Source organism: Dactylosporangium sp. NPDC051541 (genome assembly GCF_044454505.1).
In the GTDB taxonomy this organism is placed as follows: Bacteria; Actinomycetota; Actinomycetes; order Mycobacteriales; family Micromonosporaceae; genus Dactylosporangium.
Map to the genome: position 1 here is coordinate 174,279 of NZ_JBITDU010000003.1, position 23,126 is coordinate 197,404.

Genomic DNA, 23,126 nt, shown 5'->3' on the forward strand with positions numbered 1-23,126 from the left:
GACGCGCCGCTCGAAGGTGAAAGGCATGACCTTTCTTGTCGAGACACCCCTGGGCGCCGGGACCCGGGACGTCGTGGAACCGGCGACCGGGGCCGTGCTGGGGACGGTCGGGCTGGCGGCGCCGAGCGACGTGGGCCCGGCCGCGGCCGCCGCGGCGAAGGCGCAGCGGGAGTGGGCGGCGGCCTCGTTCGAGGAGCGGGCGGGGGTACTGCGACGCGCGGGCGCGTTGTTCGAGTCGCGCGCGAAGGACGTCGAGGAGTGGCTGGTCCGCGAGGCCGGCTCGATCCCGCCCAAGGCCGGCGTGGAGACGCACGTGGCCGCGCAGGAGTGCTACGAGGCCGCGGCCCTGGCGGCGCGCCCGCTGGGGGAGATCCTGCCCACCGCGCTGCCCCGGCTGAGCCTGGCCCGGCGCTCCCCGGTCGGCGTCGTCGGGGTCATCGCGCCGTTCAACTTCCCGCTGATCCTGGCCATCCGCGCGGTCGCGCCGGCCCTGGCCGTCGGCAACGCGGTCGTCCTCAAGCCCGACCCCCGCACCGCGGTCGGTGGCGGCTTCGCGATCGCCGCCATCCTGCAAGAAGCGGGACTTCCGGCGGGGGTACTGCACGTGCTGCCCGGATTCGCGGACGTCGGCGCCGCCCTGGTCGAGGAGCCCCTGGTCCGGGTCATCGCGTTCACCGGGTCGACGGCGGCCGGGCGGAAGGTGGCCGAGCTCGCCGGCCGGCACCTCAAACGGGTGCATCTCGAGCTCGGCGGCAACTCGGCGCTCGTCGTCCTGCCCGACGCCGACCTCGACCGCGCCGTCTCGGCCGGGGCCTGGGGCGCCTACCTGCACGCCGGCCAGATCTGCATGACCACCGGCCGGCACCTGGTGCACGAGTCGATCGCCGACGAGTACGTCGCGCGCCTCGCCGCCCACGCCGAGGCCCTGCCCGTCGGCGACCCGCACACGGAACCGGTCGCGCTGGGGCCGCTGATCGACGAAGGGCAGCGGGACAAGGTGCACGCGCTCGTCACCGCGACCGTCGACGGGGGCGCGCGGCTGGTCGCGGGCGGGCGGTACGACCGGCTGTTCTACCGGCCGACGGTCCTGGACGGGGTGGCGACGGGGGCGCCGGCGTACGCGAACGAGATCTTCGGGCCGGTGGCGCCGGTCGTGCGGTTCGCGACCGAGGACGAGGCGGTCGCCCTGGCCGCCGGCTCTGAGCTGGGGCTGTCGCTGGGCATCCTGACCGGGGACGCGATGCGGGGGCTGGCCCTGGCCGAGCGGATTCCGACCGGGATCGTGCACATCAACGACCAGACCGTGAACGACGAGGCCGTCGCCCCGTTCGGCGGGGTGCGCGACTCCGGCACCGGGGCGAGGGCCGGCGGGTCGGGCAACCTGGACGCCTACACGGATCTGCGCTGGATCACCATGCGCGGGACGATTCCGGAATATCCGTTCTGACCGCGGGGCCGGCTCGGCGCTGGGCCGGCCCCGGCAGTGCCGCTACAGGAAGTCCGTGAACCCCGGGCGGAAGCGGTCGTCGGGCTTCCCGATTGTGGTGAACGCGAGCCCACCGCGGGGTTCGACGCCGGGCAGATGTTCGATCATGCGATCGTGTTCAATCACACACGACAATGCCTGCGTCAAGTCGGACTCGAGCTGGTGGACCGCCTCGTCGAGGTCCTCCTCCCGCCGTGACCAGTCGATCTCTGCTTCTCGCAGCTGCTGACCGGCCAGCTTCGCAACGGCCTCCGGATCGGTGACCGCAACCTCCAGGCGGCAGTAGATCTGCATGATGAGCGGTTCCGTGTGCCCCATTGCAAGAGAGTTGCACATGCTTGATACAGCACCATAGAAAGTGCAGATGAATTTACAACTTGGCAATGAGGGGTAGGGCTGATGGTCACCCGGATGCGAACGATTTCTGTGTGATGTGCGCGACCGGGTGAGGGGTTCGTGGTGATCTCGTGGAGACGGCCGCTGGAGCCGTCCGGCGCGGGCAGCATCGGGCCGTGCCTTCGACACTGCCGACCCACCCCCTGGCCGTCCTGCCGCTGAAGCTGTGGAAGCCCCGCTGGTTCGACGGGGTCGCCCTGGCCACCGGCGCCTGCGCGCCCGACTTCGCCTACGCCCTCGACGGGCCCGGCGTCCTCATCCCCAGCCACACCATCCCGGCCCTGCTCTGGTGGAGCCTGCCGACCGCGGTCGCCGTGGCTTCGCTGGCCCGCTGGGGCGCGCCCGCGGTGGCCGCGCACCTGCCCTGGTTCCTGCGGGAGTACGGCGTGCTGGGCCGGGTCCGTCACCGCTGGTACATCACCGCCTCCTCGGCCCTGCTCGGCGCGGCCAGCCACCTGCTGTGGGACCTGGTCACCCACCCCGGTCCGGTCGCCGCGTGGTGGCCGATCCGCCAGGCCTGCGACGTCTCGGCCCTGTTCCTGTTCCCGCTGTACATCCTGTACGTCGGGCTGACCCACAAGATCCGCGAGTGGCACGGGGAGGCGCCGGCGTTCCGGACCCGGCCCGTGCGCTTCTGGGGCGTGATGGCCGCGGTGCTGATCGCCGGCTGCGCCCTCACGGGGGCCCTGGGCGACCGCGGGTACTACCTCGAGCACGTGCACGTCTTCCTCGTGCGCCTGATGGTGGCCGGGGCGCTGGCCTTCGTCGCCGGTGCGCTCGCCGTACAGTCGCAGGGTGCTGACGACCGAGCGCCTCGTGCTGCGGCCCTTTCGCGCCGCTGACGCCCCCGTGCTGTCCGCGTATCGCTCCGATCCGGCTGTCGCGCGGTACCAGGGCTGGGAGGCGCCCTACCCCCTGGAAGCCGCGGACGCCTTCGTGGCCGGCCTCGACGGGCGCGACCCGCGGGCCGAGGGGTGGTTTCAGTACGCCGTCGAACGGACCGCCGACGGCGTGCTCGTCGGCGACGTCGGCGTCAACCGGCACGACGAGGGGCGGCAGGCCGAGATCGGGTTCACCCTGGCCGCCGCCCACCAGGGGCAGGGCTACGGGGCCGAGGCCGTCCGCCGGGTCGTCCACTTCCTGCTGGCCGAGGAGGGGCTGCACCGGGTGCACGCCTCCGTCGACGGGCGCAACGAGCGCTCGGCCCGGCTCCTCGAGCGGGTCGGGTTCCGGCGCGAGGGCCTGGAGCGGCAGAGCCAGTGGTGGAAGGGGGAGTGGACCGACGACCTGCGCTACGCCGTGCTGGCCAGCGAGTGGTCTTCGTTTCTGGCGGGCTCCTGAGGCTTCGCCGCCGCCACCCGGGCCAGGAGGTTCAGGGTCGCCGTCCACACCAGGCAGGCGCCCAGCATGTGCAGGATGACGACGGGCCAGGGCAGGCCGGTGAAGTACTGCACGAACCCGACGACACCCTGCGCCAGCTCGGCCGCGACCAGGATCGCCGCGGCCCGGGTGACCCGCAGCGGCGCACCGAGCGCGCGCAGGCCGAACCACATCGCCACCGAGAGCCCTATCAGGACCATCACCGCGTCGGTGTGCAGCTGCGACACCGACTCCGGGTCGAACCCGGTCCGCGCGGCCTTGCTGTCACCCGAGTGCGGTCCACTCCCGGTGACGATCGTGCCCAGGACCAGTACCCCCGCGGCAATCACGGTTGTCAGAACGCCGGCGCCGCGCATCGCCCGCGGCGCCGTCCACCGCGGCGACGCCCCGCGGGTCCGGTCCCACAGCGCGAAGGCGAGGGCGATCAGCACCATGGACAGCAGGAGGTGGGCCATGACGGTCCACGGGTTGAGCGCCATCCGCACCGTGATGCCGCCCAGGACCGCCTGCGCCGCGACGCCCACGAGCACCAGAGCCGCCGGCCGCACCGCGGTCCGCTGCCGCCAGGCGGCGACCAGGGCCAGCACGGCGAGGACGCTGACCACGCTGGTGAGGGTCCGGTTGCCGAACTCGATGAGCCCGTGATGGCCCATCGCGGCCGTCGTGACGTACGAGTCGTCGGTGCACCGCGGCCAGGTCGGGCAGCCCAGCCCGGACCCGGTCAGCCGCACGAGCCCGCCGGTGCACACGATGCCGATGTTGGCCACGAGCGACGCGAGCGCCGCCCCCCGCAGCGTCCCGGGCCGGTCCAGCCACGCCTTGAGCCAGTTCACGGGGCCCGATACTACGCCAGGCTACATATTGCCCCACGACGCGGTCCGTGGAGGCCGCGCCACGGCGCTCAGGGGTGCGGTCCGTGCAGGCCGCCCCAACGGCGCTTCGGGGTGCGGTTCTGTGCAGGCCGCCCCAACGGCGCTTCGGGGTGCGGTTCTGTGCAGGCCGCGCCAAACGACGCTCCCGGCTCTCTACTCACCCACGGCGACCACGTGTGTCAGGGGGTGCGGGTGGGCGGAGCCCCCTGCTGGGGAGGGAGCGAAGCGACCGCGAAACAAGGTTAGGGTTACCTTCCGTGCGGTGGATCACCCGGGCGGTGGTTTGCTGTGGCTCCGCGATTTACGTAACGTTGGTGTTGTGAAAAACGTGGAGACGGCTGCCGCGCTCGACACGCGCACCCGCGACCGCGTTGCTGAGCTGCTGCTCCAAGGGGCCGCCACCGCGACCGAGCTGGGGCGGATCCTCGGGCTGAGCCCGGCCGGTGTGCGCCGCCACCTCGACGCCATGCAGGCCGACGGGCTCGTCGAATGCCGGGAGCGGCTCGAGCGCGGACCGCGCGGACGGGGTCGCCCGGCGCGTGAGTTCCTGCTGACCGCGGCCGCCCGGGAGACGCTGCCGCACACCTACGACGGGCTCGCCTCGGCCGCGCTGCGGTGGATCGCCGAGCACGGAGGGCCGGCCGAGGTCGCCGCGTTCGCCGCAGCCCAGGTCGGAGGCCTCGAAGAGCGCTGCCAGGCGGCCATGGCCGAGGCCGGGAGCGACCCCGTGGCCCGGGCCGAGGCCCTCGCCCGCGCCCTGACCGCGGAGGGTTACGCTGCCGGCGCGACGACGATCGCCACCGGCGGGCAGCTGTGTCAGCACCACTGCCCGGTGGCCCACGTCGCCGCGGAATTCTCCCAGCTGTGCGAGGCCGAGACCCAGGTGATCTCGCGCCTCGTCGGCACGCACGTCCAGCGGCTCGCCACCATCGCCAACGGCGACGGTGTCTGCACCACCCACATACCGGCCCGGGTCGAGCCCGGAGCCCGTCCCGATAGGCAAAGGATCGTGAGATGACGACTGCCGATCAGCTGGCCGGTCTCGGCCGGTACGAGTACGGCTGGGCCGACTCCGACTCCGCGGGGGCCTCGGCCCGCCGCGGTCTCAACGAGGACGTCGTGCGCGACATCTCGGCGAAGAAATCCGAGCCCGAGTGGATGCTCGAGCTGCGCCTCAAGGGCCTGCGCCTGTTCGGCCGCAAGCCGATGCCGGCCTGGGGTGCCGACCTGTCGCACATCGACTTCGACAACATCAAGTACTTCGTCCGCTCGACCGAGAAGCAGGCGGCGAGCTGGGACGAGCTGCCCGAGGACATCAAGAACACGTACGACAAGCTGGGCATCCCGGAGGCCGAGAAGCAGCGGCTGATCGCGGGCGTCGCGGCGCAGTACGAGTCCGAGGTCGTCTACCACAAGATCCGCGAGGACCTCGAGGAGCAGGGCGTCGTCTTCCTCGACACCGACACGGCGCTCAAGGAGCACCCGGAGCTCTTCAAGGAGTACTTCGGCACCGTGATCCCGGTGGGGGACAACAAGTTCGCCGCGCTCAACACCTCGGTCTGGTCCGGCGGCAGCTTCATCTACGTGCCGAAGGGCGTCAAGGTCGAGATCCCGCTGCAGGCCTACTTCCGGATCAACACCGAGAACATGGGCCAGTTCGAGCGGACCCTGATCATCGTCGACGAGGATGCCTACGTGCACTACGTCGAGGGCTGCACCGCGCCGATCTACTCGTCGGACTCGCTGCACTCGGCGGTCGTCGAGATCGTCGTGAAGAAGGGCGCGCGCTGCCGATACACCACGATCCAGAACTGGTCGACCAACGTCTACAACCTCGTCACCAAGCGCGCGGTCTGCCACGAAGGTGCCACCATGGAGTGGATCGACGGCAACCTCGGCTCCAAGGTCACGATGAAGTACCCGGCCGTGTACATGACCGGCGAGCACGCCAAGGGCGAGGTCCTCAGCGTCGCCATGGCCGGCGAGGGCCAGCACCAGGACGCCGGGGCCAAGATGGTCCACGCCGCGCCGCACACCTCCTCGACCATCGTGTCGAAGTCGATCGCCCGCGGCGGCGGCCGCACCTCCTACCGCGGCCTCGTGCAGGTCCTCGAGGGCTCGCACCACTCGAAGTCGACGGTCAAGTGCGACGCCCTGCTCGTCGACACGATCTCGCGCTCGGACACGTACCCGTACGTCGACATCCGCGAGGACGACGTGTCGATGGGCCACGAGGCCACGGTGTCGAAGATCAGCGACGACCAGCTCTTCTACCTCATGTCGCGCGGCCTCTCCGAGGACGAGGCCATGGCGATGATCGTGCGCGGCTTCATCGAGCCGATCGCCAAGGAACTGCCCATGGAGTACGCGTTGGAGCTCAACCGGCTCATCGAGCTGCAGATGGAGGGCGCAGTCGGATGACCGCTCCCGTCCTTGTCCCTCCGAAGACCCGCGCTCAGCAGGTCCGCTCCTTCGACGTCGACGACTTCCCGGCCCTCACCGGCCGGGAGGAGGAGTGGCGCTTCACGCCGCTCAAGCGTCTGCGTGGGCTTGACGCTTTTGTCGGCGGGGGTGCTCCGGCCCCGAAGGTGGACGCCGGCTCCCTTCCGGACGGTGTCACCGTGGCCACCGTCGACCGCACCGACCCCCGCGTCGGCTCGGCGCTGACGCCGTTCGACCGGATCAGCGCGCTGGCCGCGGGGTCTGCCGCGGACGCGCTGCTGATCGCCGTGGCGCCGGACGCCGTGCTGCGGGATGCTGCCGTTGTCCGACTTGTTGGGGAAAATGCTGACATTTCGTTCGGGCACACCGTCGTCGAGGTGGGCCGGTTCGCCGAGGCCGTCGTGGTGCTCGAGCAGACCGGCTCCGTCACCCTGGCCGACAACGTCGAGGTGCTCGTCGCCGACGGCGCGAAGCTGACCCTGGTCACCGTGACGGACTGGGCTGCGGACGCGGTGCAGGCCCAGCACGTGCGCTTCCGCATCGGCCGCGACGCCAAGGTGACGCACATCCAGGTCACCCTCGGCGGCGACCTCGTGCGGCAGTACACCAGCGTCGACTACGCCGGCCGCGGCGGCGAGATCGAGGCCTACGGGCTCTACTTCGCCGACGCCGGCCAGCACCTCGAGCACCGCCTCCTCGTCGACCACTCCGTGCCCGACTGCCGCAGCTACGTCGCCTACCGCGGCGCGCTGCAGGGCGCCGACGCGCACACGGTGTGGGTCGGCGACGTGCTCATCCGCGCGGAGGCGACCGGCACGGACACCTACGAGATCAACCGCAACCTGGTGCTGACCGACGGCGCCCGGGCCGATTCGGTGCCCAACCTGGAGATCGAGACCGGCGAGGTCGCGGGGGCCGGGCACGCGTCCGCCACCGGCCGCTTCGACGACGAGCAGCTGTTCTACCTGATGTCCCGGGGCATCCCGGACGAGCAGGCCCGCAAGCTGGTCGTCCGCGGCTTCTTCCACGAGCTCCTGGCGAAGATCCCGGTCGAGGAGCTGCGCGACCGCCTCGGCGCCGCCATCGAGGCCCGGCTGAACGAGGCCGGCGCCTGATGATTCGTGTGTGTTCGGCGGCCGACGTCGCGAAGGGTGAGGTCGTCCAGGTCACCGTCGAGGGGACCGAGATCGCGCTCGTGCACGCCGACGACGACAACTTCTACGCCGCCTACGACGAGTGCTCGCACGCGGCGGTCGCGCTGAGCGAGGGCGAGGTCGAAGGCTGCACCCTGGAGTGCTGGCTGCACGGCTCGCGCTTCGACCTGCGCACCGGCGCCCCCAGCGGGCTGCCCGCCACCGAGCCGGTCCCGGTCTACCCGGTCGAGGTTCGCGACGGCGCCGTCTACATCGACCTGAACCCGAGCAACGGAGTTATCAAGTGAGCGAGCTTTCGATCAGCAACCTGCAGGTCTCGGTCAAGCTGCCCGACGGTGAGCTCAAGCCGATCCTCGCCGGCGTCGACCTGACCGTCCGGGCCGGGGAGACCCACGCCATCATGGGCCCCAACGGCTCCGGCAAGTCGACCCTGGCCTACTCGGTCGCGGGCCACCCGCGCTACGAGGTCACCGGCGGCTCGGTGACCCTCGACGGCCAGGACGTGCTCGCGATGAGCGTCGACGAGCGGGCCCGGGCCGGGCTGTTCCTCGCGATGCAGTATCCGGTCGAGGTCCCCGGCGTCTCGGTGGCCAACTTCCTGCGGACCGCCAAGACCGCCATCGACGGCGAGGCGCCGAAGCTGCGCACCTGGGCCGGCGAGCTGCGCGGGGCCATGGAGAAGCTGCAGATGGACCCGGCGTTCGCCCAGCGCAACGTCAACGAGGGCTTCTCCGGCGGCGAGAAGAAGCGCCACGAGATCATGCAGCTCGAGCTGCTCAAGCCGAAGATCGCGGTGCTCGACGAGACCGACTCCGGCCTCGACATCGACGCGCTGCGCATCGTGAGCGAGGGCGTCAACCGGGTGCGCGAGCAGGGCGACACCGGCCTGCTGCTCATCACGCACTACACGCGGATTCTGCGGTACATCAAGCCGGACTACGTGCACGTCTTCGTCGGCGGCCGGATCGTCGAGGCGGGCGGCCCGGAGCTGGCCGAGCAGCTGGAGACCACCGGCTACGAGCGGTACCTGGCTGGCGCGGGCCCGGCTTCTCTCTAAGGGGTTTATTCATGAGCGCCCTCGATGTCGAGTCGCTTCGCAAGGACTTCCCGATCCTGGACCGCACCGTCAACGGCAAGTCGCTGGTCTACCTCGACTCGGGCAACACCTCGCAGAAGCCGCGCCAGGTGATCGACGCCGTGCGCGAGCACTACGAGCGGCACAACGCGAACGTGGCCCGCTCGGTGCACACGCTGGGCACCGAGTCGACGGCGGCCTACGAGGGGGCCCGCGAGCGGATCGCGGCCTTCATCGGGGCGCCGTCGCCGACCGAGCTCGTGTTCACGAAGAACTCGACCGAGGCGATCAACCTGGTCGCGCACTCGTTCGGCTCCGGCGCCTCGTTCGGGGGGTCGGCCGACCCGCGCTTCCGCCTCGGCCCCGGCGACGAGATCGTCGTGACCGAGATGGAGCACCACTCCAACATCGTGCCGTGGCAGCTGCTCGCCCAGCGCACCGGCGCGACGCTGCGCTGGTTCGGGCTGACCGACGAGGGCCGCCTCGACCTGTCGGACATCGACGACCTGATCAACGAGCGCACCAAGCTCGTCGCGTTCGTGCACTACTCCAACATCCTGGGCACCATCAACCCGGTCGAGCTGCTGGTCGCCAGGGCCCACGCGGTCGGCGCGCTGGTCCTGCTCGACGCCTCCCAGTCCGTCCCGCACGTCCCCGTGGACGTGGCCGCGCTCGGCGCCGACTTCGTCGCCTTCACCGGCCACAAGATGCTCGGCCCGACCGGCATCGGGGCGCTGTGGGCGCGCTACGAGCTGCTCGACGCCATGCCCCCGTTCCTCGGCGGCGGCTCCATGATCGAGACGGTGTCCATGACCGGCACGACGTTCCTGCCGCCGCCGGCCCGGTTCGAGGCCGGCACGCCGCCGATCGCGCCGGCCGTCGGGCTCGGTGCGGCGGTGGACTACCTCTCGGCCGTCGGCATGGACAGCGTGGTGGCGCACGAGAAGCTGCTCACCGCATACGCGTTGGATGCGCTCGGGTCGTTGCCGTACACCCGGATCATCGGCCCTTCGGACCTTGTGGATCGGGGCGCCACCATCTCGTTCACCGTCGACGACGTGCACCCCCACGACGTCGGTCAGATCCTCGACGACGAGGGCGTGCAGGTCCGCGTCGGCCACCACTGCGCCCGCCCCACGTGCGTCCGCTTCGGCGTGCCGGCCACGACCCGGGCGTCGTTCTACCTCTACACGACCACCGAGGAGATCGACGCCCTCGTCCGCGGGGTCGAGCGGGTCCGAAAGGTCTTCGCCTGATGCAGATCGACCAGCTGTACCAGGACATCATCCTGGACCACTACAAGCGCCCGCACGGCCGCGGTCTGCGCGACCCCTTCGACGCCGAGGCCCACCACGTCAACCCGACCTGCGGCGACGAGGTGACCCTGCGCGTGTCGCTGCAAGCCGGCAGCGTCGACGACGTGTCCTACGAGGGCATGGGCTGCTCGATCAGCCAGGCCTCGGCCAGCGTCCTCTACGACCTGGTGAAGGGCGCGACGGTCGCCGACTCGCTGCGCCGCCAGGAGGCCTTCGCCGAGCTCATGTCCGGCCGCGGCCAGGTGGAGCCCGACGAGGCCCTGCTGGAGGACGGTGTGGCGTTCGCGGGCGTGGCCAAGTACCCGGCCCGCGTGAAGTGCGCCCTGCTGCCGTGGATGGCGTACAAGGACGCGCTCTCCCGGGCTGCCGCCGCTCCTGCCGCTTCACCGTCCGACCCGTCCGCTGAGGAGACCGCATGACCGCCGCACTGGCCGACATCGAAGAGGCGATGAAGGACGTCGTCGACCCGGAACTGGGCATCAACGTCGTTGACCTCGGCCTCGTGTACGGCATCCACGTCGACGAGGAAGAGAACATCGCCACCCTGGACATGACCCTGACGTCAGCGGCCTGCCCCCTGACGGAGGAGATCGAGGACCAGGCCCGCAACGCCCTCTGCACCGGCCCGGGCGGCGGCCTGGTATCCGACATCCGCATCAACTGGGTCTGGCTCCCGCCGTGGGGCCCCGACAAGATCACGGACGAGGGGCGCGACCAGCTGCGCGCTCTGGGCTTCAACGTCTGAAGCTGTATTGCCAAAGTCGACGCCCCGCCGCCGCTCATCGGCCGGCGGGGCGTTCGTCTTGCCCGCCGCCCTCGCTCAGCTACTCGCCGACGATCTGGTATTCGCCGCCGCAGGCCTCCGCGAGTGTCGAGCCGAACAGCGCGGCCGGCGTGTATGCGCCGGGTTTTCCGGCGCCGTCCAGCAGGCGGCGGACCACCTCGGCCGGGACGGTTCCGGTCCATACCTGGGCTTCGCCGACGCGGAGCCAGCCCTCGCGTACGGTGCCGTCCGACCAGTGCGCGGCCGCGTGGCCCCAGGAGTGCTCCCGGGGCTTCGGGCTGGGCTTGGTTGTCACGGCGGCCAGGCGGCGGCGGGCGAAGGAACGCACCGGGGCGATCGTCAGCAACGCGGTTGCCAGCGGCATGATGGCTCGGACCATCGGGGACGCCGGGGCCTCGCTCGATGCCGAGATCACGTCGGGAGCGCCGCTGGCTCGCTGGGCCGCCATCAGCTCGCCCAGGGGCATGCTTGCCGTGGTCACCGTGTTGCCGTCGGGCAGGGTCAGTCGCAGCGGGTCGCCGGCCAGGCGGGCGGGGGTGAGGTGGCTGTTGCGGTACTGGCGGCCCTGGAATCTGCCGCCGCCCTCCAGGCCGGGCATGCCCTCGACGAGCGTGCCGGCCAGGGCGTCGCCGACCGGGCCGCCCTCGCTCGCCAGTGACGGGATCATGTCGACCCGGACCCGTCGCGGCGCCGGGCGGCCCTCGCACAGCTTCACCACGACGCTCTCGGTGGCGGTCACGCCGAAACCGGCTCCCGTGACGGCCGTTCGACCGGCGGCCGCAAACGCCGGGGCCTGGGCGAGCGTTGCCGAGACCGCCGACAGGTCGTTGGCCAGGTCCACGTAGTGGCTGTGCGGCCGGCAGGCCGACAGCAGCGGTTCGGCGGTCTCGACGAACGGGCCGATCGTGTTGACGACCACGGCCGGGCGGGCGCGGCGGATGGCGGCCGCGGTGTCCTGCACCGATGCCGCCACAACGGTCCGCAGGCTGCCCGCGGCCGCCTTCAGTCGCTCCGCGTCCCGGCCGACGAGTACCGGCTCGATGCCCCGGCGCCGCAGTTCGGCCGCGATCGCACGCCCGCTGCGGCCGGTACCGCCCAGAATCCACACCTCAGTCATGGCACAGCTCCGCCCTGGTGCGGCGCCCGTCCCAGTGACGACACGCCGTGTCATGACCATACCGCCGACGACACGCGATGTCATCACCGCTACACTCGGGACATGGGCCGTTGGCGACCGGACGCGCGGGAGCGCCTGCAGCAGGCGGCGCTCGAGCTGTTCGCCGAGCAGGGGTTCGCCGCGACGACCGTGCCGGCGATCACCGCGCGGGCCGGGCTGACGACCCGGACGTTCTTCCGGCACTTCGCGGACAAGCGGGAGGTGCTGTTCGCCGACGAGGCCGAGATCCCCACGTTCGCCGCGAAGCTCCTGGCCGAGGTGCCCGCCGGTGAGCCCCTCGAGATGATCCGGGCCGGCCTGCGGACCATGGCCGAGACGCAGTTCGAAGGGCGGAAGGCGGCCCTGCGGCAGCGGCGGGCGATCGTCGCGTCCGACCCCGGGCTGCGGGAGCGGGACCTGCACAAGCGGGCGGTGCTGGCCGAGGTGACCCGGGAGACGTTCCGGGGTCAGGGCCTCGACCCGATCCGGGCCGGGCTGCTCGCCGAGACGGCGGTGACGCTGATGTACGTGTCCGTCGCCGAGTGGCTCGACACCGACGACGACCGCCGGCTCGTCGACATCATCGACACCGCCTTCGCGACCCTGCGGGCCGAACTGCAGGGCTGACGCCACCCGGAAATCGCTGGCGGGGTGTGGGGCCGGGGCGGCATCATCTCGCGCATGAGTCGTTGCCGGAGTTGGTTGTTGGTTGCGCCCCTCGCTGTCGGCGACGGGAGCACGCGACAGCAGGCCGGTTTTGTGACGGAGGCGAGCCGCAAGCCGCAGTCGTGAGCGGGCTGAGCGGGGCGGTCGTGAGTGGGCTCCTCGCGGGGTACGCCGTGGCTGTTCCGGTCGGGGCCATCGGGGCGCTCATCGTCACGCTCGCGTCGCGGCATTCGTGGAGGGTCGGGGCGGCGGCCGCGCTCGGTGTCGCTACCGCCGACGGGGTATATGCCGTCGTCGCCGTGCTCGGGGGAGCGGCGCTCGCGGGGGTCATCGCACCGGTTTCCGGGGTGCTGCGGTGGGTCGCGTTCGCGGTACTGCTGGGGCTGGCCCTGAAAATCGCTCGGGACGCGCTCGTGCATCGCGGGGAAGTGGCGACCGCGCGGGCGGCGGACGGGCGGATGGCCAGGCCCGGCGGGGCCTACCTCAGCCTGCTGGGGCTGACGCTGTTGAATCCGGCGACCATCGTGTACTTCGGGTCGCTGGTGCTGGGGCGGCGGGCCGACGACGGGCTGTCGGGGGCGGGTGAGGTGCTCTGGGTGGCTTCGGCGTTCGTGGCCTCGGCCAGCTGGCAGCTGCTGCTCGCCGGGAGCGGGACGCTGCTGAAGAGACTGCTCACCGGGGCGCGGGGGCGGCTGTGGACGGCGCTCGCCTCCAGTGCCGTCATCGCCGTGCTGGCCGTCACGCTCGTCATCCCAGGTTCTTGAGCGCCTCACGTCTGGACAGCGGGGACAGGCCGGGGTGGGTGTCCATAAAGGAGCTCACCGCGGCCGGGTCCGTCTTCGCGTATTCGCGCAGCGCCCAGCCTATGCCCTTGCGGATGAAGAAGTCGGGCTCGGCGGACCAGCGCTCGCAGTAGTCGAAAAGACGATGGGCGTCAGTGCGGCCACGGTACTTCAGCTGGTGCAGGATCGCAGTACGTACCAGCCACAGGTCGGTGCCGGGGGCCGTCCACGCGTCCATGGTGGACACTGCGGCCGGGAAGGCGGTCACCAGCGGTCCGGCCACATTGGACGCCAGCGCGTCCACGGTGTCCCACCACGACTTCGTGGTGATGAGCTCGTGCAGCACCGGCATCGCGGCCGGGGACAGCAGCCGGACGTGCCGGACGAGATAGTCGCAGGCGAAGTACTGGTACTCCCGCTCGGGGAGCGCCCAGCAGGCCCGGGCCACGGCCAGCACGTCCGACTCGGCACAAGGTCGGGCGGCGTCTCGCAGTACCCCCGACGTCAACCGGCGCCGGGAAACGCTCTGGATGCCCAGGAACGGGAACTTGTCCCGCATGTACGCGCGCATCGGCGCGGCCAGTCCGGGGTCGGCGGCCGCGCCGAAGGTGCGCTGCAAGTGCTCTACGAGATCGATGCTCACAGGTTATTCGTGCTGAAGGTGTCGCACTGGCGCGGGTCGCCGGTGTTGAACCCCTGCGTGAACCACTTCTTGCGCTGCGCCGACGTGCCGTGGGTGAAGCCGTCCGGGTTGACCTTCTGGCCGGCCTTCTTCTGGATCGTGTCGTCGCCGATCGCCTCGGCCGTCTGGATGGCCTCGTCGATGTCCTGCTGGGTGATCGACTTGAACAGCGCGTCGCCCTGCGGGTCCTTCGTCTCGGTCGCGTGGTTGGCCCAGGTGCCGGCGTAGCAGTCGGCCTGCAGCTCCAGCCGCACCGAACCCGAGGTGGCGCCCTGCTGGCCGCCCTGGTCGGCCTTGGCGTTGGTGCCGAGCAGGTTCTGGATGTGGTGGCCGTACTCGTGGGCCAGCACGTACGGGGCCGCGAACTCGCCGGACGCGCCGAAGCGGCTGTTGAGCTCGTTGTAGAAGGTCAGGTCGATGTACACCATGCTGTCGGCCGGGCAGTAGAACGGCCCCACGCCGGAGTCGGCGGCGCCGCAGCCGGTGTTGACCTGGTTGCTGAAGAAGTTGGTCTTGGCCTGGGTGTACTCCTTGCCGAACGCGGCCGGCATCTCGGTCTTCCAGTAGGCCTGGACCGAGTTGATGTACAGCACGTTGCGGCAGTCGGCGTTCTTGAAGCGGTCCTTGTTCGACTTGTCGCAGGACTTGTCGATGTTCGCGTTGTCGGCCTTGTTGTCACCGCCGCCCCCGCCGAGCAGGCCGCTGCCGAAGAGGCCACCGCCGCCGCAGAGGACCACGGCCAGGATGATCACCGTGATGATGATCCCGCCCTTGCCGCCGCCGATCGGGATCGGGAGGCCGCCGAGGCCCCCTCCACCGATGCCGCCACCTCCACCGCCACCCGACCCGCGCAGGTCGTTGACCTGGCTGGTGTCGAGATCGGCGTCGTCGTTGAACTCCATGGCTCCACCTCGGGGGGGTTGGTATCGACCGGTGTCTGCTGGCGCACGTACCCGTTGATCTTGTGACGTAATCGTGTGGCGGGTCGCCCCGGGTCGCAAGGTAGACTATCGGGGTGATCACGCAGAGGGAGTGACCCGGTCCTGCTGCCGGAGTCTGCCCATTTTTGAGTGAAGAGGTTCTCGTGATCACGGCCAACAGCCTTGAGCTGCGCGCTGGCGCCCGCATCCTGCTCAGTGACATCAACCTGCGCGTGCAGCCCGGCGACCGCATCGGTCTCGTCGGGCGCAACGGCGCCGGCAAGACCACCACCCTCAAGGTCCTCGCCGGTGAGGGCACGCCCCACGCCGGCAACGTCGACCGCCGCGGCCCCGTCGGCTACCTGCCGCAGGACCCGCGCACCGGCGACCTCGAGGTGACCGCCCGCGACCGGGTCCTCTCCGCCCGCGGCCTCGACACGATCTACGCCGAGATGAAGGCCCTCGAGGCCAGGCTCGGCGACGACGAGCGGCTCATCCGCCGCTACGGCCAGCTCGAGGACCAGTTCGCCGGCCTGGGCGGGTATGCCGCCGAGGCCGAGGCCGCGCGGATCTGTGCCAACCTCGGCCTGCCCGACCGGGTGCTGGCCCAGACCATCGGCACCATGTCCGGCGGTCAGCGCCGCCGCATCGAGCTGGCCCGCATCCTCTTCCGCGACGCCAGCGCCACCGGCGGCGGCATCCTGCTCCTCGACGAGCCCACCAACCACCTCGACGCCGACAGCATCACGTGGCTGCGCAGCTTCCTGTCCAGCCACAAGGGCGGCCTCGTGGTGATCTCCCACGACGTCGACCTGCTGGACGCGATCGTCAACAAGGTGTGGTATCTCGACGCCAACCGGGCCACCATCGACTTCTACAACATGGGCTGGAAGCTCTACCAGCAGCAGCGCGAGACCGACGAGAAGCGCCGCCGCCGCGAGCGGGCCAACGCCGAGAAGAAGGCCGGCGCCCTGATGGCCCAGGCCGACAAGATGCGGGCCAAGGCCACCAAGACGGTCGCGGCCCAGAACATGGCCCGCCGGGCCGAGCGGATGCTGGACGGCCTGGAAGACGTACGCGCCGCCGACAAGGTGGCCAAGGTCCGCTTCCCCGAGCCCAAGTCCTGCGGCAAGACCCCGCTCACGGCCAAGGGCCTGTCCAAGTCCTACGGCTCGCTCGAGATCTTCATGGACGTCAACGTCGCCGTCGACCGCGGCTCCCGCGTGGCCATCCTCGGCCTCAACGGCGCCGGCAAGACGACCCTGCTGCGCATGCTGGCCGGCGAGCTCGACCCCGACACGGGCGAGGTCGTCTCCGGTCATGGACTGCAGCGGGGGTACTACGCGCAGGAGCACGAACAGCTCGAGGTCGACCGCACCATCCTGCAGATCATGCGCTCCGCCGCCCCCGAGCAGAACGACACCGAGCTACGCAAGATCCTCGGCGCCTTCCTGTTCACGGGCGATGACGTCGACAAGCCGGCGGGGGTACTGTCCGGCGGCGAGAAGACCCGCCTGGCCCTCGCGACACTCGTCTGCAGCGGCGCCAACGTCCTGCTCCTGGACGAGCCGACGAACAACCTCGACCCGATCAGCCGCGAACAGGTCCTCGACGCGATCGCCCGCTACCCCGGCGCCATCGTCCTCGTCACCCACGACCCGGGCGCCGTACAGGCCCTCAAGCCGGACCGCGCCATCCTCCTCCCCGACGGCGTCGAGGACACGTGGAGCGACGACCTGCTGGAGCTCGTCGAGCTCGCCTGAGCTGTATTCCCTGAAGGCGGGGAAGGCTTCGCCTCCACCCGCACCCCCGCACGATCCCCGCCGGCAGTTGCGGCCGTGCGGGGCCCGGGTTACCGCGCAGCGGCGGCGCTGCGAGCGGCTTGAGCCGGTCGAGCCCCGGGCGCACCTGCCGGCCGGGCACCTCGCTCGGTGCTGAACGGCGTCGCAGGGGTGCAGGGGGCGCGGAGCCCCTTGCCCGGGGCGGGAGCGAAGCGGCTCCGGAATCCTCTGCTTCTGCTGTTGCTTGTGCTTTTGGCTTTCACCATGGCGTGACCAAGGTCGCCTCGATGGCCACGGCGGCGATCGCGCCCAGGCCGGCCAGGAGCACGGGGGCCGGTGGTGGGGGGTCCGCCGGGCGCTCCGGAGCGATCGCCGCCACCGTCAGCCACGGGAAGAACGGCAGCCAGGCGTGCTCGACGCCGCCGCGGGCCAGGCCGGCCACGATGGAGAACACCACCGCTGCGCCCGCACCCACCAGGAACGGCCACATCGCGGTGTTGCGGATCTTGCGGGCGCTGGCGTACAGCGGCGGACCCGCGGCCAGCAGCAGCACCACGACGCTGATGGCGCTCCACCACAGCACCGAGCGGTACGGCGCGACCCGGGCCGCGTAGTCCGTCTCCGCCGCCACGAGGCCGGCGGCCCAGCTGAAGCCCAGGATCTGCGCACCCAGGACCGGCAGGAGGGCGCCGATGCCGCTGAGGACGTTGAGGGCGGCGCGCCGGCGCGCGAAGTACACGCAGACCAGGGACAGGCCGAGCCACGGGGCGGAGTAGGAGAACAGCGCGGCCACGCCCACCAGCAGGCCCGCGAGGACGGCCCAGCCCGTCGACGCCCAGCCGCGCACCCGCCGCCGGCTCGCCCGCAGGCCCGACACGACGGCGGCCGCCCCGAGCACCGCCACCAGGCCGTCCAGGCTGACCGCCGTCCAGATCGCGTACGGTGCCAGGACGAGCACCGGAAGGTACCGCCGGGCCGCTTCCTCACCGACCGAGTCGCGCACCGCGGCGAGCACGAGCGGAATCGTGAATATCGATACGGCAGTGATCAGTAATCCGAGCACAATGTGATCGGTCACGCCGATTCGCAGCAGGGCCCACAAAACGAGTACGGGACCCGGAGGATGGCCCCGGGAAGCTACCGAGTGGTACCCGTCGGCGGCCGTGAAATGTCTGAGGTATTGCAGGGGGTCGTCACCCACCTGGTGAACGTCACCCAGATATTCCTCGGGCGAACCTAAGGTTTTCGTAAGGCCCGACCACCCATCGACAAGCGCCAAAGCGATAGCCCACGCCAGACCGAAGATGTACCCGAAAAGCTGAATTTCCGGCCACCTCCGGCGGGTGAACCGGGGCGCGGCGGCGGCCCAGAGCACGCCGGCGGCCACGAGCGGTGCGAGAACTGTGCCCGGACCGATCCTGATCTTGTACCTGCCGAGGAAGGGGGCGCTGGCGGTCCCCAGACGGGCGTCGAGCTGCACCGCGAGCGCGGCCAGAGCGAGCCCGGCGAGGGCCAGCAGGAGCCAACACAGTGCATCGCGGCGCTCACGGTGCGCAGTCCGTGAACGGTTGACGGACGGTTCGCTCATCACGGCGCATCACGGTATCGGGTAGGCGACAATGCTCTGCGTGTCGGTTGGCGCCCCGTCGATATCTAGCGCATGATCGTTCGAGGCGGTCTAATAGGTGGGACCGCACCAACCGCTCTGTCTGGGACGTGAGGGATCAGCATGGCAGCCACCGCCACCACCAGCACCGAGAAGGGTCGCCGGATCATCGGCGCCGAAAGGCAGACGCTGGCGAAGGACCTCGTGAAGCGGTACACCAACGGTGAGAGTATCCGTGCACTCGCCGCTTCCACCGGCCGTTCCTATGGATTCGTGCACCGGGTTCTGACCGAATCCGGCGTGCAGCTCCGTCAGCGGGGCGGCGCCCGGCGTCGCAAGAAGGCGTGAACGCCACCACCTCCTCGGCGAGCGCGGACCCCGGATCGGGCGAAGCGCGATTCGACCTCGACGGGCCGGTCGCGACGGTGACGTTGTGCCGGCCCCAGGTTCTGAACGCCATGACGCCCGCGCTGTGGGCGGATCTGCGCGAGTTCGGCCGCACGTTGCCGGGCGACGTACGCGTCGTCGTCATCCGTGGCGAGGGACGGGCCTTCTCAGCCGGGCTCGACACCAAGGCCGCCACGACCACGCTGGGCGAGCTCGCCGGCGCACCGGACGCCGACGGCCGCATCGCCGTCTTCCAGGAGGCGTTCTCCTGGCTGCGCCGGCCGTCGCTGATCACCATCGCGGCCGTGCACGGCCACGCCATCGGCGGCGGCTTCCAGCTGGCCCTGGCCTGCGACTTCCGGGTCGTGGCGGACGACGTCTCGTTCAGCATGGCCGAGATCAAGCTCGGCCTCGTGCCCGACCTCGGCGGCACCAAGCGCCTGGTCGAACTGGTCGGATACGCCCGCGCACTCGAACTGTGCGTCACCGGGCGGCGCGTGGCCGCCGCGGAGGCGGCGCAGATCGGCCTGGCGAACGTGGTGGTACCGCGGGAAGAGCTCGACGACGCCGTGAAGGACCTCACGGCCGCCGTGCTCGACGGCCCGCGCGCCGCCGTCATCGAGATCAAGGCCCTGCTGGCGCAGGCCGCGGGGCACACGTTCGCGCAACAGGAGGCCGCCGAGCGCGCGGCCCAGCTGCGCCGGATCGCGGACCTCACGGGGCGAGGGGAGTAGGTCCAAAGTCCTAGGCTGGATGGGGAAGCCATCGCGCCCGCGAAAAGTTGTCGTACCTGCCGGGCAGAATGCAGCTCGGCAGGTACTTCAGTTTGAGGGGCGGGTTGCATGTCTTCGCCGATGAGCAGCATGTCGGGCTGGGAGACCCTGCGCTCCCTGCGCAAGGCCGACGAGCTGGCCGGCAAGAAGCTGGGCCGGGACACCACCAGGCGGATCGTCCGGTTCGCCCGGCCGTATCGGCGCGACATCATCGTCTTCCTGATCACCGTCGTCATCGGGGCCGGCACCGGGGTCGCGACCCCCTACCTCGCCGGTGACGTCATCAACAAGATCAACCAGGGCGGCCCCGACGCCGGGACCGCGGTCGTGCGGGTCGCGCTGCTGATCGCGGCGCTCGCGCTCGTCGACGCGCTCTTGTCCTTGATCCAGCGGTGGTACAGCGCGCGCATCGGTGAAGGCATCATCCTCTCCCTGCGCCGGCTGGTGTACGACCACGTGCAGCGCATGCCCCTGCAGTTCTTCACCCGCACACAGACCGGCGCCCTGGTCAGCCGCCTCAACAACGACGTGCAGGGCGCGCAGCGGGCGTTCACGTCCACCCTGTCCGGCGTCGTCAGCAACGTCATCCAGCTCGTCCTCACGGCCGCCGTCATGCTGACCCTGAGCTGGCAGATCACCCTGCTGTCCCTGGTCATGCTGCCGCTGTTCATCCTGCCCGCCCGCCGCGTCGGCAAGCGCCTGGCCGCCATCACCCGCGAGGCCTACCAGCTCGACGCGAAGATGAACGCCACGATGACCGAGCGCTTCGGTGTCGCCGGAGCCCTGCTGGTCAAGCTGTTCGGCCGCCCCGACGACGAGGCCGAGCGGTTCGCCGAGCGGGCCGGCCGCGTCCGCGACATCGGCATCCAGACGGCGATGTTCAGCCGCGTCTTCTTCGTCAGCATGCTCCTGGTCGCGTCGCTGGCCCAGGCACTGACCTACGGACTGGGCGGCTGGTATGCCGTGCACGGCCACATCACCGCCGGCACGGTCGTGACCCTGGCGCTGCTGCTGACGCGGCTCTACGGCCCGCTGACCGCGCTCTCCAACGTCCGCGTCGACGTGATGAGCGCACTCGTGAGCTTCGAGCGCGTCTTCGAGGTGCTCGACCTGGCCCCCTCGATCGCCGAACGCCCCGACGCCCGCGAGATCCCGAAGGGCGCGGCGACGGTCGAGTTCAAGGACGTCCACTTCCGCTACCCGTCCGCCGCCGAGGTGTCCCTGGCGTCGCTGGAGGACGTGGCCGCGCTGGACCGTACGGTCACGGAGGAGGTGCTGCGCGGCGTCTCGTTCAGCGTCGCCCCCGGCACGATGGTCGCCCTGGTCGGCCCGTCCGGCGCCGGCAAGTCCACGACGGCGATGCTGGTCCCGCGGGTCTACGACGCCACCGCCGGCGCGGTCCTGGTCGGCGGCGTCGACGTCCGCGACGCGACGCTGCAGTCCCTGCGCGACACGATCGGCGTGGTCACCCAGGACTCCCACCTGTTCCACGAGACGATCGCCGAGAACCTGCGCTACGCCAAGCCGGACGCCGCGGACGAGGAGCTCTGGACCGCCCTGCGCCGGGCCCAGGTCGGCGACCTCGTCGCGTCCCTCCCCGACGGCCTCGACACGGTGGTCGGCGAGCGCGGCTACCGCTTCTCCGGCGGCGAGAAGCAACGCATCGCCATCGCCCGCCTCCTGCTGAAGGCCCCGTCGATCGTCATCCTCGACGAGGCCACCGCCCACCTCGACTCGGAGTCGGAGGCCGCCGTCCAACGGGCCCTGTCCGAAGCCCTCGCCGGCCGCACCGCCCTGGTCATCGCCCACCGCCTCAGCACCATCCGCGACGCCGACGAGATCCTCGTCGTCGACGCCGGCCGGATCGTCGAACGCGGCACCCACGAATCCCTGGTCACGGCGGGCGGCCTCTACGCCGAGCTGTACCGGACCCAGTTCGCCGTCATCGACTCCCCGCTACCCTCGCTCACCCACCCCACCACCCCACCGATCCCAACCCCATAGCATTCGCCCCCGCCCTGTCCCACCCCACTTGCGCGCCGGCTGCACTCGGCTTTGCGCCGGTTGCGCCTGGTTCCAGTTCGGCTGCGTCTGGCTCCGGGCTGGCTGTGCTGTCGCCGAATTCCGCTTGCCGTCAGCGATTTGTTGCGCCGGCCGTCGTTTCGCCTGGCCTCGCATCGCTTCGCCGTTGCTGGTTGCGCTTCGCGCCGGCTGGGCGTCGCTTTGCCTGGTCGGGCTTCGCTTCGCCGTTGCTGGTTGCGCTTCGCGCTGGCTCGGCGCTGTTCGTCTTGCTGGGCTTCGCCGTGGCCATTGCCGGGTCCGCTTTGCCGCCAGTCGCCAGTCGCCAGTCGCCGGTCGCTCTGCTCGCCGGCGCTGGGTTCGTTCGGCTCGACTCCGCCGTTGCTGGTCCCGCCGTGCCGCCCGTTGCCCGTCTGTTGAGCGGCGGCTGTCTGCTGGAGCGGGCGGTGGTTGGCTCGGCGCCGACGGTCGTGCTGGTTCGTGGGACGCGGGAGTGGGGTGCGGGTTCGGTCGCACCCCACTGGTTCGCTCTCGTGTGTCCTGACTGCACCGCTACCGGTCACTCGTGGTCATCAGGGCCGCGGTTGCGTGGTGGGGGTCAGGCCAGGAGGGGCCAGGAGTGTTGGGGTCTGGTGGCCGACAGGGTTGGGGTTTGCGGGTAGTCCTGGCTTGGCAGGGTGGCTCGGATGGCCTCCAGCCAGGTTCGGTACGTCGCGGTCGGGGGGAGGGTGGCCAGCGTGGCCAGGGCCACGTACGTGAAGGCGCCGTTCGGGCGGGTGTTGAAGGTGGCGTCGTAGGAGTACTCGGTGTCGGTGCAGCCGGCCAGGAGGAGGGCCGTCGGGCGGGAACCGGCCGGGCTCGAAGACCTTGCTCCGGTGGGGTGCTTGGAGAGGAAGGTGGCCGGGGGGAGGAAGCGGGGCCTGGTCGGATGGTCGCCGATCGGGTGGTGCGGGCGGGTCAGGGTGCCCGAGTGGCACGAGTCGGAGATCAGGACCGTGCGGACGCCCTCCCTCGCCTGGGCGAACAAGGTGTGCAGGTCGTCGTCCAGCAACGGGCCGTTCTCGGCGATGTCGTGCGGGCACAGGGCCTCGTCGCGGTGGTCGGGTTCGTCGCCGCTGGTGTCGGGGACCCAGGTGCCGTGGCCGGAGTACGTGATGACCACGGCGTCGCCGGCGGTCGCGGTGGTCAGGAGGGACTGGATGGCGGCGCGGATCGCGGTGCCGGTCGCGGCGCTGTCGAGCAGGCAGCGGGTGTCGAAGCCGCGGGCGATCAGGGTCGCGGCCCAGTCCTCGGCGTCGTTGCGGCAGCCGGCCAGGTCGTTCTCCGTCCCTGGGTAGTCGTTGATGCCGATGCACAGTGCGAGTTTCATGGCTCCCCCGTGTTCGATGTGGGACCTTCGCATCGATGGCGTTACGGAGGGTGGCCGTGGTTGGGTACGCGGAATCGACG

General features: G+C 70.9%; 24 protein-coding genes. 17 read left to right on the top strand and 7 right to left on the bottom strand.

Annotated elements, in window-relative coordinates; all coding sequences use genetic code 11:
- Positions 1 to 25 precede the first annotated feature (25 nt).
- Complete coding sequence (locus tag ACIA8L_RS14935) at positions 26 to 1,447, top strand: benzaldehyde dehydrogenase (protein ID WP_395904528.1); 1,422 nt, start codon at positions 26 to 28, stop codon at positions 1,445 to 1,447.
- Between the two features lie 42 nt (positions 1,448 to 1,489).
- Here ACIA8L_RS14935 and ACIA8L_RS14940 read toward each other — a convergent pair whose 3' ends face one another.
- Positions 1,490 to 1,804, bottom strand: coding sequence for a hypothetical protein (locus ACIA8L_RS14940; RefSeq protein ID WP_395904530.1), 315 nt, complete (start codon positions 1,802 to 1,804; stop codon positions 1,490 to 1,492).
- Positions 1,805 to 1,998: 194 nt separating this feature from the next.
- Here ACIA8L_RS14940 and ACIA8L_RS14945 point away from each other — a divergent pair, with 194 nt between their 5' ends.
- Together ACIA8L_RS14945 and ACIA8L_RS14950 are read left to right on the top strand one after the other, a co-directional pair.
- Complete coding sequence (locus ACIA8L_RS14945) at positions 1,999 to 2,724, top strand: DUF4184 family protein (protein WP_395904533.1); 726 nt, start codon at positions 1,999 to 2,001, stop codon at positions 2,722 to 2,724.
- Positions 2,678 to 3,223: a GNAT family N-acetyltransferase gene (locus tag ACIA8L_RS14950; RefSeq protein ID WP_395904535.1), complete on the top strand. Its 546-nt coding sequence runs from the start codon at positions 2,678 to 2,680 to the stop codon at positions 3,221 to 3,223. The genes ACIA8L_RS14945 and ACIA8L_RS14950 overlap by 47 nt, the downstream gene beginning before the upstream one ends.
- Here ACIA8L_RS14950 and ACIA8L_RS14955 read toward each other — a convergent pair.
- Complete coding sequence (locus tag ACIA8L_RS14955) at positions 3,175 to 4,095, bottom strand: heme A synthase (RefSeq protein ID WP_395904537.1); 921 nt, start codon at positions 4,093 to 4,095, stop codon at positions 3,175 to 3,177. The two genes, ACIA8L_RS14950 and ACIA8L_RS14955, sit on opposite strands and share 49 nt — an antisense overlap.
- 358 nt (positions 4,096 to 4,453) lie before the next feature.
- Between ACIA8L_RS14955 and ACIA8L_RS14960 the strand changes: the two genes are divergently transcribed.
- From ACIA8L_RS14960 to ACIA8L_RS14995, 8 genes are read left to right on the top strand one after another with little or no spacing between them, the layout of a single operon-like run.
- Positions 4,454 to 5,152, top strand: a complete 699-nt coding sequence (locus ACIA8L_RS14960; protein WP_395904539.1) for a helix-turn-helix transcriptional regulator — start codon at positions 4,454 to 4,456, stop codon at positions 5,150 to 5,152.
- Positions 5,149 to 6,555, top strand: a complete 1,407-nt coding sequence (sufB, locus tag ACIA8L_RS14965; protein ID WP_395904541.1) for a Fe-S cluster assembly protein SufB — start codon at positions 5,149 to 5,151, stop codon at positions 6,553 to 6,555. The genes ACIA8L_RS14960 and sufB overlap by 4 nt, the downstream gene beginning before the upstream one ends.
- On the top strand, positions 6,552 to 7,691 hold the full coding sequence (sufD, locus tag ACIA8L_RS14970) for a Fe-S cluster assembly protein SufD (RefSeq protein ID WP_395904543.1): 1,140 nt from the start codon (positions 6,552 to 6,554) through the stop codon (positions 7,689 to 7,691). Before sufB ends, sufD begins: the two co-directional genes overlap by 4 nt.
- On the top strand, positions 7,691 to 8,017 hold the full coding sequence (locus ACIA8L_RS14975; protein ID WP_395904545.1) for a non-heme iron oxygenase ferredoxin subunit: 327 nt from the start codon (positions 7,691 to 7,693) through the stop codon (positions 8,015 to 8,017). Before sufD ends, ACIA8L_RS14975 begins: the two co-directional genes overlap by 1 nt.
- A complete protein-coding gene (sufC, locus tag ACIA8L_RS14980; RefSeq protein WP_395904547.1) occupies positions 8,014 to 8,787 on the top strand; it encodes a Fe-S cluster assembly ATPase SufC in 774 nt (257 codons plus the stop codon). Before ACIA8L_RS14975 ends, sufC begins: the two co-directional genes overlap by 4 nt.
- A gap of 11 nt (positions 8,788 to 8,798) precedes the next feature.
- Positions 8,799 to 10,061, top strand: a complete 1,263-nt coding sequence (locus ACIA8L_RS14985; RefSeq protein WP_395904548.1) for a cysteine desulfurase — start codon at positions 8,799 to 8,801, stop codon at positions 10,059 to 10,061.
- Positions 10,061 to 10,540, top strand: coding sequence for a Fe-S cluster assembly sulfur transfer protein SufU (gene sufU, locus ACIA8L_RS14990; RefSeq protein WP_395904550.1), 480 nt, complete (start codon positions 10,061 to 10,063; stop codon positions 10,538 to 10,540). The genes ACIA8L_RS14985 and sufU overlap by 1 nt, the downstream gene beginning before the upstream one ends.
- Positions 10,537 to 10,866, top strand: a complete 330-nt coding sequence (locus ACIA8L_RS14995; protein ID WP_395904552.1) for a metal-sulfur cluster assembly factor — start codon at positions 10,537 to 10,539, stop codon at positions 10,864 to 10,866. The genes sufU and ACIA8L_RS14995 overlap by 4 nt, the downstream gene beginning before the upstream one ends.
- A 79-nt stretch (positions 10,867 to 10,945) precedes the next feature.
- Here ACIA8L_RS14995 and ACIA8L_RS15000 read toward each other — a convergent pair whose 3' ends face one another.
- Positions 10,946 to 12,022, bottom strand: a complete 1,077-nt coding sequence (locus ACIA8L_RS15000; RefSeq protein WP_395904554.1) for a hypothetical protein — start codon at positions 12,020 to 12,022, stop codon at positions 10,946 to 10,948.
- Between the two features lie 102 nt (positions 12,023 to 12,124).
- Here ACIA8L_RS15000 and ACIA8L_RS15005 point away from each other — a divergent pair, with 102 nt between their 5' ends.
- Both ACIA8L_RS15005 and ACIA8L_RS15010 read left to right on the top strand, forming a co-directional pair.
- A complete protein-coding gene (locus tag ACIA8L_RS15005) occupies positions 12,125 to 12,688 on the top strand; it encodes a TetR/AcrR family transcriptional regulator (protein ID WP_395904556.1) in 564 nt (187 codons plus the stop codon).
- Between the two features lie 170 nt (positions 12,689 to 12,858).
- Positions 12,859 to 13,491: a LysE family transporter gene (locus tag ACIA8L_RS15010; protein WP_395906273.1), complete on the top strand. Its 633-nt coding sequence runs from the start codon at positions 12,859 to 12,861 to the stop codon at positions 13,489 to 13,491.
- On the opposite strand, the gene ACIA8L_RS15015 is transcribed toward ACIA8L_RS15010, so the two are convergent.
- Together ACIA8L_RS15015 and ACIA8L_RS15020 are read right to left on the bottom strand one after the other, a co-directional pair.
- Entirely contained in the window at positions 13,475 to 14,152 is a 678-nt protein-coding gene (locus ACIA8L_RS15015) for a DNA alkylation repair protein (RefSeq protein ID WP_395904558.1), read from the bottom strand. The genes ACIA8L_RS15010 and ACIA8L_RS15015 overlap by 17 nt on opposite strands.
- A complete protein-coding gene (locus tag ACIA8L_RS15020; RefSeq protein WP_395904560.1) occupies positions 14,149 to 15,093 on the bottom strand; it encodes a neutral zinc metallopeptidase in 945 nt (314 codons plus the stop codon). The genes ACIA8L_RS15015 and ACIA8L_RS15020 overlap by 4 nt, the downstream gene beginning before the upstream one ends.
- Before the next feature lie 182 nt (positions 15,094 to 15,275).
- Here ACIA8L_RS15020 and ACIA8L_RS15025 point away from each other — a divergent pair, with 182 nt between their 5' ends.
- Positions 15,276 to 16,874, top strand: a complete 1,599-nt coding sequence (locus tag ACIA8L_RS15025; protein WP_395904562.1) for an ABC-F family ATP-binding cassette domain-containing protein — start codon at positions 15,276 to 15,278, stop codon at positions 16,872 to 16,874.
- Positions 16,875 to 17,151: 277 nt separating this feature from the next.
- Here the strand turns inward: ACIA8L_RS15025 and ACIA8L_RS15030 are convergent, their stop codons facing one another.
- A complete protein-coding gene (locus ACIA8L_RS15030) occupies positions 17,152 to 17,907 on the bottom strand; it encodes a hypothetical protein (protein ID WP_395904563.1) in 756 nt (251 codons plus the stop codon).
- A gap of 714 nt (positions 17,908 to 18,621) precedes the next feature.
- On the opposite strand from ACIA8L_RS15030, the gene ACIA8L_RS15035 reads away from it, so the two are divergent.
- From ACIA8L_RS15035 to ACIA8L_RS15045, 3 genes are all read left to right on the top strand, one after another.
- Complete coding sequence (locus ACIA8L_RS15035; protein ID WP_223102223.1) at positions 18,622 to 18,846, top strand: helix-turn-helix domain-containing protein; 225 nt, start codon at positions 18,622 to 18,624, stop codon at positions 18,844 to 18,846.
- Entirely contained in the window at positions 18,843 to 19,619 is a 777-nt protein-coding gene (locus ACIA8L_RS15040; protein WP_395904565.1) for an enoyl-CoA hydratase/isomerase family protein, read from the top strand. The genes ACIA8L_RS15035 and ACIA8L_RS15040 overlap by 4 nt, the downstream gene beginning before the upstream one ends.
- Positions 19,620 to 19,727: 108 nt before the next feature.
- Entirely contained in the window at positions 19,728 to 21,662 is a 1,935-nt protein-coding gene (locus tag ACIA8L_RS15045) for an ABC transporter ATP-binding protein (RefSeq protein ID WP_395904567.1), read from the top strand.
- Between the two features lie 613 nt (positions 21,663 to 22,275).
- Here the strand turns inward: ACIA8L_RS15045 and ACIA8L_RS15050 are convergent.
- Positions 22,276 to 23,046, bottom strand: coding sequence for a caspase domain-containing protein (locus ACIA8L_RS15050; protein ID WP_395904569.1), 771 nt, complete (start codon positions 23,044 to 23,046; stop codon positions 22,276 to 22,278).
- Between the last annotated feature and the right edge of the window lie 80 nt (positions 23,047 to 23,126).